Here is a 15,849-nt window from a genome sequence, read left to right as displayed (position 1 = left end):
GGATACGTGACGAATCTGATGCCCTCAGCCGCCGGCGACCCTTCCATCGGTGGTGGCCTCGGCGACCAGGTCTACAACCGGCTGCTCAACGAGCGGATCATCTTCCTCGGCCAGCCGGTCGACGACGACATCGCCAACAAGATCACCGCACAGCTGCTGCTCCTTGCCTCCGACCCGGAGAAGGACATCTACCTGTACATCAACAGCCCCGGCGGTTCGATCACGGCCGGCATGGCGATCTACGACACCATGCAGTACATCAAGAACGACGTGGTGACCATCGCCATGGGCCTGGCGGCCTCGATGGGCCAGTTCCTGCTCAGCGCGGGCACCCCCGGCAAGCGCTTCGCCCTGCCGAACGCCGAGATCCTGATCCACCAGCCCTCCGCCGGCCTGGCCGGCTCGGCCTCGGACATCAAGATCCACGCCGAGCGGCTGCTGCACACCAAGAAGCGCATGGCCGAGCTGACCTCGCAGCACACCGGCCAGACGATCGAGCAGATCACCCGCGACTCGGACCGCGACCGCTGGTTCGACGCTTTCGAGGCCAAGGAGTACGGCCTCATCGACGACGTGATGACGACGGCCGCAGGTATGCCGGGCGGCGGCGGCACCGGGGCCTGAGAGGTCCCCACGGGGCCTGTGGCGCCCCGTGAGGCCCACGGAGCCCTCCCGGGCCCCCGAGCGACCCCAGACAGCCCCAGCCGACCGCCTCAGCCCTTCTCAGGAGACACCGTGAACCAGTTCCCCGGCAGCGGGATCTACGACCGTATGAACGCCGTGCAGGACATGAGCGACTCACAGGGCCGCTACACCGGCCCGCAGGCCGAGTCCCGCTACATCATTCCGCGCTTCGTCGAGCGCACCTCCCAGGGCATCCGCGAGTACGACCCGTACGCGAAGCTCTTCGAGGAGCGCGTGATCTTCCTCGGCGTCCAGATCGACGACGCCTCCGCCAACGACGTCATGGCGCAGCTGCTGTGCCTGGAGTCGATGGACCCCGACCGTGACATCTCGGTGTACATCAACAGCCCCGGCGGCTCCTTCACGGCGCTCACCGCGATCTACGACACGATGCAGTACGTGAAGCCGGACATCCAGACGGTCTGCATGGGCCAGGCCGCCTCCGCCGCCGCCGTCCTGCTGGCCGCCGGTACGCCGGGCAAGCGCATGGCCCTGCCGAACGCGCGCGTGCTGATCCACCAGCCGTACAGCGAGACCGGCCGCGGTCAGGTGTCCGACCTGGAGATCGCCGCGAACGAGATCCTCCGGATGCGCTCGCAGCTTGAGGACATGCTGGCCAAGCACTCCACGACGCCGGTCGAGAAGATCCGTGACGACATTGAGCGCGACAAGATCCTCACGGCCGAGGACGCGCTGAGCTATGGCCTGATCGACCAGGTCATCAGCACCCGGAAGATGGACAACTCGAGCCTGCGCTGAGGCAAGAGGCTGTATCGTCTGCCGCCCCTTGGCACGGTTTGGCACGGTCCACGTCAAAGTGAACCGGGCCAAGGGGGGCCCGAACGAGGGGCCCGGCAAGGTACCGTCGGACATAAGGCTGCACCAGGAGCCGCTGGACGTCGACGTCCAGTCGTCTCCCAGGCGAAGGGGAAGCACACCGTGGCACGCATCGGTGACGGCGGCGATCTGCTCAAGTGCTCGTTCTGTGGCAAGAGCCAGAAGCAGGTCAAGAAGCTCATCGCAGGGCCTGGTGTGTACATCTGCGACGAGTGCATCGACCTCTGCAACGAGATCATCGAGGAAGAGCTGGCGGAGACCAGCGAGGTCCGCTGGGAGGAACTCCCGAAGCCCCGCGAGATCTACGAGTTCCTCGAGGGATACGTGGTCGGCCAGGAAGCCGCCAAGAAGGCCCTCTCCGTAGCGGTGTACAACCACTACAAGCGCGTCCAGGCCGGTGAGAACGGCGGGGCGAACGGCCGTGACGACGCCATCGAGTTGGCGAAGTCGAACATCCTCCTCCTCGGTCCCACGGGCTCCGGGAAGACCCTCCTCGCGCAGACCCTCGCGCGCATGCTCAACGTCCCCTTCGCGATCGCCGACGCCACGGCGCTGACGGAGGCGGGATACGTCGGCGAGGACGTCGAGAACATTCTCCTCAAGCTGATCCAGGCCGCCGACTACGACGTCAAGAAGGCCGAGACCGGGATCATCTACATCGACGAGATCGACAAGGTCGCGAGGAAGAGTGAAAACCCGTCGATCACGCGCGACGTGAGCGGCGAGGGCGTCCAGCAGGCCCTGCTGAAGATCCTGGAGGGCACCACGGCCTCGGTCCCGCCGCAGGGCGGCCGCAAGCACCCCCACCAGGAGTTCATCCAGATCGACACGACGAACGTGCTGTTCATCGTGGGCGGTGCCTTCTCCGGCCTGGAGAAGATCATCGAGTCCCGGGCGGGTGCCAAGGGCATCGGCTTCGGCGCGCAGATCCGCTCCAAGCGCGAGATGGAGTCCAAGGACCAGTTCCAGGAGGTCATGCCGGAGGACCTGGTCAAGTTCGGCATGATCCCCGAGTTCATCGGCCGGCTCCCGGTCATCACCTCGGTCCACAACCTCGACCGCGAGGCGCTGCTGCAGATCCTCGTCGAGCCGCGCAACGCGCTCGTCAAGCAGTACCAGCGCCTCTTCGAACTCGACGGTGTGGAGCTGGACTTCGAGCGTGAGGCCCTCGAGGCCATCGCCGACCAGGCGATCCTCCGCCAGACCGGCGCGCGTGGCCTGCGGGCCATCATGGAGGAGGTCCTCCAGGGCGTGATGTACGAGGTCCCGTCCCGCAAGGACGTCGCCCGCGTCGTCATCACGGCGGACGTCGTCCAGTCCAACGTCAACCCGACGCTGATCCCGCGGGATGCGCGGGGGCGGGGACCGGGCGAGCAGAAGACGGCGTAGTCACCCACCGCACGCGAAAGGCGCCCAGCACTGCTGCTGGGCGCCTTTGTCGTTGTCTGCCTCAGGCCGCGACGCGGACTTCCTTGCGGACCTTGGTGGTGAGGTCGATCGCCACGTCCTTGGTGACGCCCTGCGCCGCCTCACCCGGCGACACGAGGGCGATGGTGCTGTAGTCGGCCCACGCGCAGAACCAGTTGGTCTTCTCCTTCTTGGTCAGCTCGTCCTGAGCCTTGACCGACTGGCACTTCATGACCGCGCCGTCGAGGTCCGCCTCCTCGGGCTCGCCGATCAGTTCGGGCTTGCTGGACCCGGAGGCGGATTCCTTCTCGGAGGACTTCTTGAAGTTGGCGAGGAACAGGTCCAGCGTCGCCTCCGGGTCGGAGATCTCACCGTAGGCACCGGCCACCGTGAGCGTCTTGGCCGACGCCATCTTCGCCGCGGACGACGGATCGTCGGGGTCGTATTCGCTCAGGTCCACGTTGGAGTAGAGGGCCGCCGACGTCTTGGCGTTCTTCACGCCGCTCTTCTCCAGCTCCGACTTCTCGCTGTCGCCGGTGGTCTGCCCGTCCTTCGTGGTGCGCTTGTACTCGCTGAGCACCGTCGACGGTGTCGTCAGCTTGTGCGGCCCGTCGTCCTCGAGACCACCACCCCCGCCGATCACGAAGTACGCGCCCACGCCGATGGCCGCGACGACCGCGACCGCGCCGAGGATGATGCCCGTCTTCTTCTTGCCGCCGCCCGGTGCCGGGGGCTGCGGGACGCCGTAGGGGGCCTGGCCGTAGGGCGGCTGCGGCTGCTGGCCGTACGGGGGCTGCTGGCCGTAGGGGCCGGGCTGCTGGGGCGGGGCACCCTGCGGGTAGCCGTAACCCGGCTGGGGCGGAGGGGCCTGCTGGGGGTAGCCGTAGCCGGGCTGGGGCGCCTGCGGCGGCTGGCCGTACGGACCGGGCTGGCCGTACGGTCCGGGCTGCTGGGGCTGCCCGCCGTACGGGCCCGGCTGGTTGTAGCTCATGTTCTGGGTTCCCCTCCAGATGCTTATGTGTTCCAGACATCCTGGCGCAGACCCGTCGTGTGCATGGCATCGGGGCCCCCACCGTTACAAAGCAAACGCGTTTCGGGACAGGGGAGTGACACCTCTAAACTGACCCCCGTGACCGAGAACGCTCAGCAGCAGCCACCAGCGCCCAGCACCGACCTGCCGACCCAGTACGCGCCGGCCGACGTAGAGGGGCCGCTGTACGAGCGCTGGGTAGAGCGGGGTTACTTCGAGGCGGACGAGAAGAGCGACAAACCGCCGTACACCGTCGTCATCCCGCCGCCGAACGTCACGGGCAGCCTGCACCTCGGGCACGCCTTCGAGCACACCCTCATCGACGCGCTGACGCGCCGTAAGCGCATGCAGGGCTTCGAGACGCTCTGGCAGCCCGGCATGGACCACGCCGGCATCGCCACGCAGAACGTCGTCGAGCGGGAGCTCGCCAAGGAGGGCAAGTCCCGGCACGACCTGGGCCGTGAGGCCTTCGTCGAGCGGGTCTGGCAGTGGAAGGGCGAGTCCGGCGGCCAGATCAGCGGCCAGATGCGCCGACTCGGCGACGCCGTCGCCTGGTCCCGTGAGCGCTTCACCATGGACGAGGGCCTGTCCCAGGCCGTCCAGACCATCTTCAAGCGCCTCTACGACGACGAGCTCATCTACCGCGCCGAGCGCATCATCAACTGGTGTCCCCGGTGTCTGACGGCCATCTCGGACATCGAGGTCGAGTACCAGGACGACGACGGCGAGCTCGTCTCCATGAAGTACGGCGACGGGGACGACACCATCGTCGTCGCCACCACCCGCGCCGAGACCATGCTCGGTGACACGGCCGTCGCCGTTCACCCCGAGGACGAGCGCTACAAGCACCTCATCGGCAAGCTGGTCAAGCTGCCGCTGACCGACCGCTCCATCCCGGTCGTCGCCGACGAGCACGTCGACCCGGAGTTCGGCACGGGCGCCGTCAAGGTGACCCCGGCGCACGACCCGAACGACTTCGAGATCGGCCAGCGCCACGACCTCCCCGCCCTGACGGTCATGGACGAGCACGCGGTCATCACGGCGCACGGCCCCTTCCAGGGCCTGGACCGGCTGGAGGCCCGCTCGGCCATCGTCGCCGCGCTGCGCGCCGAGGGCCGGATCGTCGCCGAGAAGCGGCCGTACGTCCACTCCGTCGGCCACTGCTCACGCTGCAAGACCACCATCGAGCCGCGGCTGTCCATGCAGTGGTGGGTCAAGGTCGGTCCGCTCGCGAAGGCCGCCGGTGACGCCGTCCGCGACGGGCGCGTCAAGATCCATCCGCAGGAGATGGAGAAGCGCTACTTCGACTGGGTCGACAACCTCCACGACTGGTGCATCTCGCGGCAGTTGTGGTGGGGGCACCGGATTCCGGTCTGGTACGGCCCGAACGGCGAGGTCGTCTGCGTCGGCCCCGACGAGGAGCCGCCCGGCACCGAGGCCGAGGGCTGGCGCCAGGACACCGACGTCCTAGACACCTGGTTCTCCTCCGGCCTGTGGCCGTTCTCCACGATGGGCTGGCCCGAACAGACCGAGTCGCTCGCGAAGTTCTATCCGAACTCCGTCCTGGTCACCGGCTACGACATCCTCTTCTTCTGGGTCGCCCGGATGATGATGTTCGGCCTGTACGCGATGGACGGCACCCCGCCGTTCCACACCATCGCCCTGCACGGCATGGTGCGCGACCAGTTCGGCAAGAAGATGTCGAAGTCCTTCGGCAACGCGGTCAACCCGCTGGACTGGATGGACAAGTACGGCAGCGACGCCCTGCGCTTCACCCTGGCCCGGGGTGCCAACCCCGGCGTCGACGTCCCGATCGGCGAGGACTGGGTCCAGGGGTCCCGCAACTTCGCCAACAAGATCTGGAACGCGACGCGCTTCGCGATGATGAACGGCGCGACGGTGGACGGCCCGCTGCCGGACCCGGCGAAGATGTCGTCGACCGACCGCTGGATCCTGTCCCGGCTCAACTCGGTCGTCGCCGAAGTCGACGCGTTCTACGAGGACTACCAGTTCGCGAAGCTGTCCGACGCCCTGTTCCACTTCGCGTGGGACGAGGTCTTCGACTGGTACGTCGAGCTGTCCAAGACGACGTTCCAGGCGGGCGGCGAGGCGGCCGAGGTCAGCAAGCGGGTCCTCGGCGAGGTCCTCGACGTCACGCTGAAGCTGCTGCACCCGGTGGTCCCCTTCGTCACCGAGACCCTGTGGACCACGCTCACCGGCGGCGAGTCGGTCGTCATCGCCGAGTGGCCGGGCGACAGCGGTTTCCGTGACAAGGGCGCCGAGCAGGAGATCGAGTCGCTCCAGTCGGTCATCACCGAGGTCCGCCGCTTCCGCGCCGACCAGGGGCTCCAGCCCGGCCAGCGGGTCCCGGCCCGGCTGACCCTTGACGGCACGCCGTTCGCGACCCACGAGGCCGCCATCCGGCAGCTGCTCCGGCTCCAGCCGGAGGGCGACGCCTTCACGGCCACGGCGACCCTCCCGGTCGCCGGTGCCGAGGTCGCCCTCGACCTCTCCGGCACGATCGATGTCGCCGCGGAGCGCAAGCGCCTCGCGAAGGACCTCGCGGCTGCGGAGAAGGAGAAGGCGCAGGCGACCGGGAAGCTCGGCAACGAGGCGTTCCTGGCGAAGGCCCCCGACCACGTCGTGGAGAAGATCCGCACCCGCCTCGCCAAGGCGGAGGAGGACATCGCGCGGATCCAGGCACAGCTGGATCGCTTGCCGCAGGCGTAAGGGTTCGTACGGTCGTGGAGGCCCCGGTGCTGTCGGCGCCGGGGCCTCCACGTACTTGTTTTTGGGGGCGCGGGGAACTGCGCGACAAGCCACGCACAACCCGCACAAACACCACGACACAAGCCACCCCCGACCAATGTCACTGCCCTTCCGTAGACTGGGCCCCGTGAGCGAGCTCCCTCCAGACCACAACGCCGACGACCAGCCCGACCCCCTCGACAGTTTCGACGAGATCATCGCGGAGGAAACCGACCGCGACCCCGACCTCGCGGTCATCGAGGCCGGCAGCCGAACCCTCCGCACCCAGGGCGGCCCGCCCGAGGCCGACATCCCGACCCGGCCCGCCGACCCCGAGGTGGACAAGGCCCTGCGCGAGGTCGAGGCGGAGCTCGCCACGCGCTGGGGCGAGACCAAGCTGGAGCCCTCCGTCAGCCGGATCGCCGCGCTGATGGACGTGCTGGGCGAGCCGCAGCGGTCGTACCCGTCGATCCACATCACGGGGACCAACGGCAAGACCTCCACGGCCCGCATGATCGAGGCCCTGCTCGGCGTCTTCGAGCTGCGCACCGGCCGCTACACCTCGCCCCACGTGCAGTCGATCACGGAGCGCATCAGCCTGGACGGCGCCCCGATCTCCGCCGAGCGGTTCATCGAGACGTACCAGGACATCAAGCCGTACATCGAGATGATCGACGCCCAGCAGGAGTACCGGCTGTCCTTCTTCGAGGTGCTCACCGGCATGGCCTACGCGGCCTTCGCCGACGCGCCCGCGGACGTCGCCGTCGTCGAGGTCGGCATGGGCGGCTCCTGGGACGCCACGAACGTGATCGACGGTGACGTCGCCGTCGTCACGCCCATAGACCTCGACCACACCGACCGGCTCGGCTCCACGCACGCCGAGATCGCCACGGAGAAGGCCGGCATCGTCAAGCAGGGTGCGACCGTCATCCTGGCGCAGCAGCCGGTCGAGGCGGCGCAGGTGCTGCTGAAGAAGGCCGTCGAGGTGGACGCGACCGTGGCCCGGGAGGGACTGGAGTTCGGCGTCGTCGACCGGCAGGTGGCCGTCGGCGGGCAGCTGGTGACCCTGCGTGGGCTGGGCGGCGAGTACCCGGAGGTGTACCTGCCGCTGCACGGCGCGCACCAGGCGCACAACGCGGCCGTGGCGCTCGCCGCCGTCGAGGCGTTCTTCGGGGTCGGCGCGCAGCGGGCCGAGGCGCTGGACCTGGACGCTGTCCGCAAGGCGTTCGCGGCCGTGGCCTCGCCGGGGCGGCTGGAGGTCGTGCGCCGGTCGCCGACCGTCGTGCTCGACGCCGCCCACAACCCGGCGGGTGCCCGGGCCGCGGCCGAGGCGATCGGGGAGGCCTTCCAGTTCAGCCGCCTCATCGGTGTCGTCGGCGCGAGCGGCGACAAGAACGTGCGCGGGCTGCTGGAGGCCTTCGAGCCGGTGTTCGCCGAGATCGTGGTCACCCAGAACTCCAGCCACCGCGCGATGGACGCCGACGAGCTGGCCGGTATCGCCGTCGAGGTGTTCGGCGACGACCGTGTCCAGGTCGAGCCGCGGCTGCCCGACGCGCTGGAGGCCGCGATCACGCTCGCCGAGGAGGAGGGCGAGTTCGCGGGTGGCGGTGTGCTCGTCACCGGTTCCGTCATCACCGTCGGCGAGGCCCGACTGCTCCTGGGGAAGGGCTGAGACCCGTGCGTACGCTCTGTTCTTCGACCCTGATCGGCGAGTTCTTCGTCATCGGCTTCGCCGGTCTGGTCGCCATGAAGGATCCCGATCTGTCCATGGCGACGGTGTGGACGGTCAGCGGTGTCGCGATGTTCCTGTGCCTGGTGCTGTGCGGACTGGTGACGCGCCCCGGCGGGGTCGTGCTCGGCTGGGCGCTGCAGCTCGCGCTCATCGCGTCGGGCTTCGTCGTGCCGATCATGTTCTTCCTGGGCGCGATCTTCGCGGCCCTGTGGTGGGCGTCCGTGCACTACGGGCGGAAGGTGGACGAGGCGAAGGCGAGATTCGCGGCCCAGGCGGGTCCCTCGGGCTCCTCCACACCTGACGCTGCGTAACGAGCGCCCCGACACGCCGGGTAATCTCGTCTTTCCGTAAAACCTTGACGCATAAGGAGCCCGTCGTGACCCAGCGCACCCTCGTCCTGCTCAAGCCCGACGCCGTCCGGCGTGGCCTGACCGGCGAGATCATCGGCCGCATCGAGCGCAAGGCGGGCTGGCGGATCACCGCGCTGGAACTGCGCACCCTGGACCAGGAGACGCTGGAGCAGCACTACGGCGAGCACAAGGGCAAGCCCTTCTACGAGCCGCTGGTGGAGTTCATGGCCTCCGGCCCGGTCGTGGCGCTGATCGTGGAGGGCGAGCGGGTCATCGAGGGGCTGCGCGCGCTCGCCGGCCCGACCGACCCGATCGCCGCCGCGCCCGGCTCCATCCGCGGCGACTACGGCGTCATCGTCCGCGAGAACCTGATCCACGCCTCGGACTCGGAGGAGTCCGCAGAGCGTGAAGTGAAGATCTTCTTCCCGGGTCGCGCCTAAAGCGCGAAGGGCGAGCAAAGTCCGGGAGCGCCGCTCCCGGACTTTCCTGGCATATACGTGCCGATCGAGGGAACGATCGCCCCCGAACGCCCGTCTCCACAAGCGAACCCGCACAGCATCTGCTGACATTGGCGGAGACCCTCCCGCAGTGTTCGCGAAGGCGCGTCTACGATGGAAGCCTTCACGTCACAGCACCCACCTTTGCCTACCTGAAAAGCCCTCAAAAGCTAGTGGGAAGGCCAGACGAATCCTGATGGGGAACTCAATGTCGTTCATCGGCCGTGACATGGCTGTCGACCTCGGGACCGCCAACACGCTGGTGTACGTCAGGGGTCGCGGGATCGTACTCAACGAACCGTCCGTCGTCGCGATCAACACCAACACCGGTGGCATCCTCGCGGTCGGGGCCGAAGCGAAGAAGATGATCGGGCGCACGCCCGGCAACATCGTTGCCGTACGTCCTTTGAAGGACGGCGTGATCGCCGACTTCGAGATCACCGAGCGGATGCTCCGCTACTTCATTCTGAAGATCCACAAGCGGAGGTATCTGGCTCGTCCGCGGGTCGTCGTCTGTGTGCCCTCGGGCATCACGGGCGTCGAGCGCCGCGCCGTCATCGAGGCGTCGTCCCAGGCCGGCGCCCGCCAGGTGCACATCATCGAGGAGCCCATGGCCGCGGCCATCGGCTCCGGCCTGCCGGTCCACGAGGCCACGGGCAACATGGTGGTCGACATCGGCGGCGGCACCACGGAGGTCGCGGTCATCTCCCTCGGCGGCATCGTCACCGCCCAGTCCATCCGCGTGGCGGGCGACGAACTGGACAACGCGATCATCCAGCACATCAAGAAGGAGTACTCCCTCCTGCTGGGTGAGCGCACGGCCGAACAGATCAAGATCACGATCGGTTCGGCGTACGACCTCGACTCCGACGAGCACACCGAAATCCGCGGCCGGGACCTGGTGTCCGGGCTGCCGAAGACCGTCGTCATCTCCGCCGGCGAAGTCCGCAAGGCGATCGAGGAACCGGTCAACGCGATCGTCGACGCCGTCAAGACGACCCTCGACAAGTGTCCGCCGGAGCTGTCCGGCGACATCATGGACCGAGGAATCGTTCTGACCGGCGGCGGGGCGCTGCTGCGGGGCCTGGACGAGCGGCTGCGCCGGGAGACCGGCATGCCGATCCATATCGCCGAGGATCCGCTGGACAGCGTCGCGCTCGGTTCCGGTAAGTGTGTCGAGGAGTTCGAGGCACTCCAGCAGGTGCTGGACGCCCAGCCGCGCAGATGACATAACTCTTCGATTCCGCCGTACGGGACGATCTCCTCTCGTACGGCGGATCGTTGATATAGAGGCATAAGCTCCCACAAAGCAGCCCCTCGGGTTTCCCTGGGGCTCCCCGAATTCCTATGAGGAAGGGCACGGCCGCCGCACGTGAGGGACACACGAGAGAGTCGGCTGCTCCTGGTGCTGCTGATCGCCATCGCGTTCGCTTTGATCACGGTGGACATCCGCGGTGGAGAGGACTCGCCCGTCGACGGTGCCCGGCAGGGCGCGGCGACGGTCTTCGGCCCGATCGAGAGCGGTGTCTCGGCCGCGGTCGACCCGGTCGGCAACGCGGTCTCCGCCATCCGTGAATCCGGCGAACGGCACGACCGGCTCGCCGTGCTGGAAGAGGAGAACGCGGCCCTGAAGGCGAGACTCGGCAGCGACGACCGCAGCCGCAGCCGCCTCAAGCAGCTCGACAAGATGCTGAAGGTCGCAGGCACCGGCCAGTACGGCATCAAGGGTGCCCAGGTCATCGCGATAGGAGCCGCGCAGGGCTTCTCCTGGACCATCACCGTCGACGTCGGCGCCAACGACGGCATCAAGCGCGACATGACCGTCCTGAACGGGGACGGGCTGGTCGGCCGGGTCACCACCGTCGGGCCCAACACCGCCACGGTCCTGCTCGCCAGCGACCCCGACTTCACCGTCGGCACCCGGATGGAGGCCGGCGACGAGCTCGGCTTCGCCTCCGGGCAGGGCGACCGCCCGCTGCGCGTGGAACTCCTCAACGGCAAGGCGGAGGTGAAGAAGGGCGACCGTCTGGTCACCTTCGGCTCGCAGGCCGACCGGCCGTTCGTGCCCGGCGTGCCCGTCGGCGTGGTCTCGCGTGTCGACCCGTCCGGCGGCGGCCTGACCCGCACGCTCTATGTCACGCCGTACGCGAGCTTCACCAAGCTCGACATCGTCGGTGTCGTCGTCGACGTCCCGAAGAAGGACCCGCGCGACACGGTGCTTCCGCCCAAACCCAAGCCCACCCCAAGGCCGACGGTGACGGTGACCGTGACGCCGTCCGCCGAGGCACCCGCAGACGGCCAGAACCAGCAAGAGCAGTAGGAGCTGTCACCTCATGCGCGTCAACCGGATCCTGCTCTCCTCCGCCCTGGTCGTCGTCGCCCTGGTGATCCAGGTGAGCGTCCTCGCCCGTCTGCACCTGCCGGGCGCCGTGCCCGACCTGATGCTCCTCACCGTCCTCGGCCTCGCCCTGGTGTACGGCCATGTGGGTGGCGCCCTCGTCGGCTTCGGCGCGGGACTGCTGGCCGACCTCGCCCCGCCCGCCGACCACGCCGCCGGGCGGTACGCCCTCGTGCTGTGCCTCATCGGCTATCTCGCCGGCCTGGCGAAGCCGGAGACGGGCCGGCTGAAGTCCGCCACCGGCCCCATGGTCGTGGTGGTCGCCGCCGCCGTCGGCACGACCCTGCTGTACGCCGGGGTCGGCGCCCTCGTCGGGGACACCGCCGCCCGCCATGTGGGCCTTGGCAGCCTGCTGTTCACGGCCGCCCTGTACGACCTGCTGCTGGCCCCGTTCGTCGTGCCGGGGATCATGGCCCTGGCCCGGCGCGCCGAGAACGATCCGCTCGCCGACACCGGCTCGTCCTCCAAGGCCACCGACATCTCCTCCGGCTGGCTCTCCGGCGGCACGGGCCTGAAGATCGGCAGCCAGCGCAACGGGCTGCGGGTGAAGGCGGCCCGGGCCCGGATGGCGCGGGCCGGGCGCATCAAGGGGGTCAAGCGGCTGTGAACGCAGGGGACTTCATCCCGTCATCACAGACGTCAGCAGCGACTCGTACGCGTAGGGAGAGGGGGAGGCAGTACCCGTGACCAACATTCCCGAGACCGGTCGGAACACCCGGGTCCAGATCCGGCTCGTCGTCATCCAGGTTCTCGTCCTCTCTCTCCTGCTCACGCTCGGCGGACGCCTGTGGTACCTCCAGATCCGTGAGGGCGCGGCTTACGCCAAGGAGGCGTCCGGGAACCACGTACAGCAGGTCGTCCAGCCCGCCGTCCGGGGTTCGATCCTGGACGCGCGCGGTGTGGCCCTCGCCGACAACGAGACCCGGCTGGTCGTCTCCGCCTCCCGTACCGACCTGCTGAAGATGCCGGACGACGGCAAGGACGTCCTCGCCAAGCTCGCCAAGGTCCTGGGCATGAAGCCCAAGGAGGTCATGGCGAAGGTCCGGCTGTGCGACTCCGAGACGCCCCAGCCCTGCTGGAACGGCTCGCCGTACCAGCCCATCCCCATCACCGACGAGGCCACGCCCAAGCAGGCCCTGCAGATCCGCGAGCGCGCCGAGGACTTCCCCGGCATCACCGCCGAGCCGGAGGCCATGCGCCGCTACCCGAGCCCCGGCAAGGCCAACACCGCCCAGGTCCTCGGCTACCTCTCGCCGGTCACCGACGACGAGATCAAGCAGGCGCAGAACACCAACTCGCCGTATCTGCGCTCCGACCAGGTCGGCCGCTCCGGTCTTGAACGCCAGTACGACAAGCAGCTGCGCGGCAAGGCCGGCGTCACCCGCTACGAGGTCGACAACCTCGGCCGTGTCATCGGCCAGGCCGAGGCCGACCCCACCCACCCGGGCGACAACCTCGTCACCAGCATCGACTCGCGCGTCCAGCGGATCGCCGAGTACCAGCTGAACGAGGCCATGAAGGAAGCCCGTAAGCAGAACGACCGCAACACCGGCACCAACTACAAGGCCGACTCCGGTGCCGTCGTGGTGATGGAGGCCAAGACCGGCCGGGTCGTCGCCATGGCGTCCAACCCGAACTACGACCCGAACGCCTGGGTCGGCGGCATCTCCGCCAAGGACTACGCGCGGCTCACCGGCAAGAGCTCCAACTACCCGCTGCTCAACCGCGCGATCCAGGGCCAGTCGGCGCCCGGCTCGATCTTCAAGGTCGTCCCGACCGCCGCCGCGATCAACGCCGGCTACTCCTTCGACGGCCCCTACCAGTGCTCCAGCTCCTTCTCCCTCGGCGGCCAGGTCTTCAAGAACTTCGAGTCCAAGGGATACGGCCCGATCAGCCTCGGCCGCGCCCTGGAGGTCTCCTGCGACACCGTCTTCTACCGGCTCTCCCACGAGGAGTGGAAGCGCGACGGCGGCGCCAAGCCGAAGAAGAAGACCAACGACTGGTTCTACAAGACCGCCCACCAGTTCGGCCTCGGCAAGGAAACCGGCATCGACCTGCCCAACGAGGTCACCGGCCGCATCCCCGACCGCCAGTGGAAGCTGGACTACTGGAAGGCCAACAAGGACGTCTGGTGCCGCACCGGCAAGCGCAACGGCAGCTACGCCGAGAAGATCGCCTACGAGAACTGCCTCGAAGGCAACCGCCTGCGCGCCGGTGACTCCGTCAACTACTCCATCGGCCAGGGCGACACCCTCGTCACGCCGATCCAGATGGCCACCATCTACGGGGCCATCTCCAACGGCGGCACCCTCTACGACCCCTCCGTCGGCAAGGCCGTCATCAGCGCCGACGGCAAGACCGTCACGCCGATCAAGCCTCAGTCGCACGGCAAGCTGCCGATGACGAAGACGACGCGCGACCGGATAGACGATGCCCTCGCGGGAGTCGCCACCCGCGGTACGGCCGCCTGGAGGTTCGGCGGCTGGCCGCAGGACAAGATCCCGATGCACGCCAAGACGGGTACGGCCGAGGTCTACGGCAAGCAGACGACCTCGTGGTTCGCCACCTACACCAAGGACTACGCGATCGTCATGACGATCGCCCAGGGTGGTACGGGCTCCGGCGCCTCGGGCCCCGCCGTCCGCAACATCTACAACGCGCTCTACGGCGTCTCCGAGGACGGCGAGATCAACAAGAAGAAGGCCCTGCTGCCCACCCCGCAGGAGGCCCTGCCGAAGGTCAGGACCGACGGCACCATCTCCTCCCCGAAGGTCTCCAAGGACCCGGCCAAGGACCAGAAGGCCGAGAAGAAGGACCCGAACGCCCCGGCCGACCCGCTCCAGCCGGCGACGGCGGCCCCGCCGACGCCGGAGAACCGTGACACCCGAAGGCGGCGGCGCCGCAGGGGAAGCCGGAGGCCGACGACATGACCGGCGTGAACAGCTTCCAGGTCTCCGGCTACGGGCCCGAGCGCTCCGGCTGGACCCGGCTCCTCGCCCGTGACTCGGTGGTGCGGCGGCTCGACTGGCCGATCCTGCTGTCGGCGCTGGTCCTGTCGCTGCTCGGCACGCTCCTCGTCTACTCGGCGACCCGCAACCGCACGGAGCTCAACCAGGGCGACCCGTACTACTTCCTCATCCGGCACCTGCTGAACACCGGCATCGGCCTCGCCCTGATGGCCGGCACGGTCTGGCTCGGCCACCGCGCCCTGCGCACGGCCGTGCCGATCCTGTACGGCGTCTCGGTCCTGCTGATCCTGCTGGTGCTCACCCCGCTCGGCTCCACGATCAACGGCGCCCACTCGTGGATCAAGCTCCCCGGCGGCTTCTCCCTCCAGCCCTCGGAGTTCGTGAAGGTCACGATCATCCTGGGCATGGCCATGCTGCTGGCGGCCCGGGTCGACGCGGGCGACAAGCAGTACCCCGATCACCGCACCGTCGTGCAGGCCCTGGGCCTGGCCGCCGTGCCCATGCTGATCGTGATGCTCATGCCCGACCTCGGGTCGGTCATGGTCATGGTCATCATCGTGCTCGGCGTGCTGCTCGCCTCCGGGTCGTCCAACCGGTGGGTCTTCGGGCTGATCGGCGCGGGCGCCATCGGAGCCATCGCCGTCTGGCAGCTCGGGGTGCTCGACGACTACCAGATCAACCGCTTCGCCGCCTTCGCCAACCCCGAGCTCGACCCGGCGGGCGTCGGCTACAACACCAACCAGGCCCGGATCGCCATCGGCTCCGGCGGACTGACCGGCTCCGGCCTCTTCCACGGCTCGCAGACCACCGGCCAGTTCGTCCCCGAGCAGCAGACGGACTTCGTCTTCACCGTGGCGGGCGAGGAACTGGGCTTCCTCGGCGGCGGACTGATCATCCTGCTGCTCGGCATCGTCCTGTGGCGGGCCTGCGCCATCGCCCGTGACACCAGCGACCTGTACGGCACCATCGTGGCCGCGGGCATCGTCGCCTGGTTCGGCTTCCAGACGTTCGAGAACGTCGGCATGACGCTCGGCATCATGCCGGTCACCGGCCTGCCGCTGCCCTTCGTGTCGTACGGCGGTTCATCGATGTTCGCCGTGTGGATAGCGGTCGGACTGCTGCAGTCGATCCGGGTGCAGCGGCCGATGTCGGCGTGAACCGGGCGGGGCGGCACACTGCCGCCCCGCCCCCGAGCCG

13 protein-coding genes are annotated in these 15,849 nt (G+C 68.5%); 12 read left to right on the top strand and 1 reads right to left on the bottom strand.

All coding sequences use genetic code 11. The features are described from left to right. Positions 1 to 18 precede the first annotated feature (18 nt). The 3 genes from ACFT32_RS26140 to clpX all read left to right on the top strand — a co-directional run bounded on the left by ACFT32_RS26140 (position 19) and on the right by clpX (position 2,910). Positions 19 to 624, top strand: coding sequence for an ATP-dependent Clp protease proteolytic subunit (locus tag ACFT32_RS26140; protein WP_179879105.1), 606 nt, complete (start codon positions 19 to 21; stop codon positions 622 to 624). Between the two features lie 111 nt (positions 625 to 735). Next, positions 736 to 1,443, top strand: a complete 708-nt coding sequence (locus tag ACFT32_RS26135) for an ATP-dependent Clp protease proteolytic subunit (protein WP_382493718.1) — start codon at positions 736 to 738, stop codon at positions 1,441 to 1,443. 180 nt (positions 1,444 to 1,623) lie between these two features. Next, a complete protein-coding gene (clpX, locus tag ACFT32_RS26130; protein ID WP_358291785.1) occupies positions 1,624 to 2,910 on the top strand; it encodes an ATP-dependent Clp protease ATP-binding subunit ClpX in 1,287 nt (428 codons plus the stop codon). A 61-nt stretch (positions 2,911 to 2,971) separates the two neighbouring features. Here clpX and ACFT32_RS26125 read toward each other — a convergent pair whose 3' ends face one another. Then, entirely contained in the window at positions 2,972 to 3,919 is a 948-nt protein-coding gene (locus ACFT32_RS26125; RefSeq protein ID WP_382493714.1) for a hypothetical protein, read from the bottom strand. Between the two features lie 138 nt (positions 3,920 to 4,057). Here ACFT32_RS26125 and ACFT32_RS26120 point away from each other — a divergent pair, with 138 nt between their 5' ends. The 9 genes from ACFT32_RS26120 (at position 4,058) to rodA (ending at position 15,809) form a co-directional block, all read left to right on the top strand. After that, positions 4,058 to 6,688: a valine--tRNA ligase gene (locus tag ACFT32_RS26120; protein ID WP_382493711.1), complete on the top strand. Its 2,631-nt coding sequence runs from the start codon at positions 4,058 to 4,060 to the stop codon at positions 6,686 to 6,688. 166 nt (positions 6,689 to 6,854) lie between these two features. Then, on the top strand, positions 6,855 to 8,378 hold the full coding sequence (locus tag ACFT32_RS26115) for a bifunctional folylpolyglutamate synthase/dihydrofolate synthase (RefSeq protein ID WP_382493708.1): 1,524 nt from the start codon (positions 6,855 to 6,857) through the stop codon (positions 8,376 to 8,378). A 5-nt stretch (positions 8,379 to 8,383) separates the two neighbouring features. Further along, entirely contained in the window at positions 8,384 to 8,749 is a 366-nt protein-coding gene (locus ACFT32_RS26110) for a DUF4233 domain-containing protein (protein ID WP_189723586.1), read from the top strand. A gap of 65 nt (positions 8,750 to 8,814) precedes the next feature. Next, positions 8,815 to 9,228: a nucleoside-diphosphate kinase gene (ndk, locus tag ACFT32_RS26105; RefSeq protein ID WP_382493705.1), complete on the top strand. Its 414-nt coding sequence runs from the start codon at positions 8,815 to 8,817 to the stop codon at positions 9,226 to 9,228. A 265-nt stretch (positions 9,229 to 9,493) separates the two neighbouring features. Further along, positions 9,494 to 10,513, top strand: a complete 1,020-nt coding sequence (locus ACFT32_RS26100; protein WP_121888712.1) for a rod shape-determining protein — start codon at positions 9,494 to 9,496, stop codon at positions 10,511 to 10,513. A gap of 144 nt (positions 10,514 to 10,657) precedes the next feature. Continuing rightward, positions 10,658 to 11,605 (top strand): rod shape-determining protein MreC, encoded by a 948-nt coding sequence (mreC, locus tag ACFT32_RS26095; RefSeq protein WP_382493702.1) that lies wholly within the window; start codon positions 10,658 to 10,660, stop codon positions 11,603 to 11,605. 13 nt (positions 11,606 to 11,618) lie between these two features. Continuing rightward, positions 11,619 to 12,290, top strand: a complete 672-nt coding sequence (mreD, locus tag ACFT32_RS26090) for a rod shape-determining protein MreD (protein ID WP_382493699.1) — start codon at positions 11,619 to 11,621, stop codon at positions 12,288 to 12,290. A gap of 76 nt (positions 12,291 to 12,366) precedes the next feature. Next, positions 12,367 to 14,613, top strand: a complete 2,247-nt coding sequence (gene mrdA / locus ACFT32_RS26085) for a penicillin-binding protein 2 (RefSeq protein ID WP_382493696.1) — start codon at positions 12,367 to 12,369, stop codon at positions 14,611 to 14,613. Beyond that, a complete protein-coding gene (gene rodA / locus ACFT32_RS26080; protein ID WP_382493694.1) occupies positions 14,610 to 15,809 on the top strand; it encodes a rod shape-determining protein RodA in 1,200 nt (399 codons plus the stop codon). Before mrdA ends, rodA begins: the two co-directional genes overlap by 4 nt. Positions 15,810 to 15,849: the final 40 nt, after the last annotated feature.

Origin of the sequence: Streptomyces sp. NPDC057002 (genome assembly GCF_042673825.1) — a bacterium.
GTDB lineage: Bacteria > Actinomycetota > Actinomycetes > Streptomycetales > Streptomycetaceae > Streptomyces.
The sequence above is the reverse complement of the archived record's forward strand: the minus strand, read 5'-3'. Positions and strand labels throughout refer to the sequence as shown.

Excerpts from the sequence above, each read along its gene's own strand:
- ACFT32_RS26140 (WP_179879105.1), top strand. The coding sequence starts at position 19 with ATGCCCTCAGCCGCCGGCGACCCTTCCATCGGTGGTGGCCTCGGCGAC.
- mreD (WP_382493699.1), top strand. The coding sequence starts at position 11,619 with ATGCGCGTCAACCGGATCCTGCTCTCCTCCGCCCTGGTCGTCGTCGCC.
- rodA (WP_382493694.1), top strand. The coding sequence starts at position 14,610 with ATGACCGGCGTGAACAGCTTCCAGGTCTCCGGCTACGGGCCCGAGCGC.
- ACFT32_RS26125 (WP_382493714.1), bottom strand. The coding sequence starts at position 3,919 with ATGAGCTACAACCAGCCGGGCCCGTACGGCGGGCAGCCCCAGCAGCCC.
- ACFT32_RS26100 (WP_121888712.1), top strand. The coding sequence starts at position 9,494 with ATGTCGTTCATCGGCCGTGACATGGCTGTCGACCTCGGGACCGCCAAC.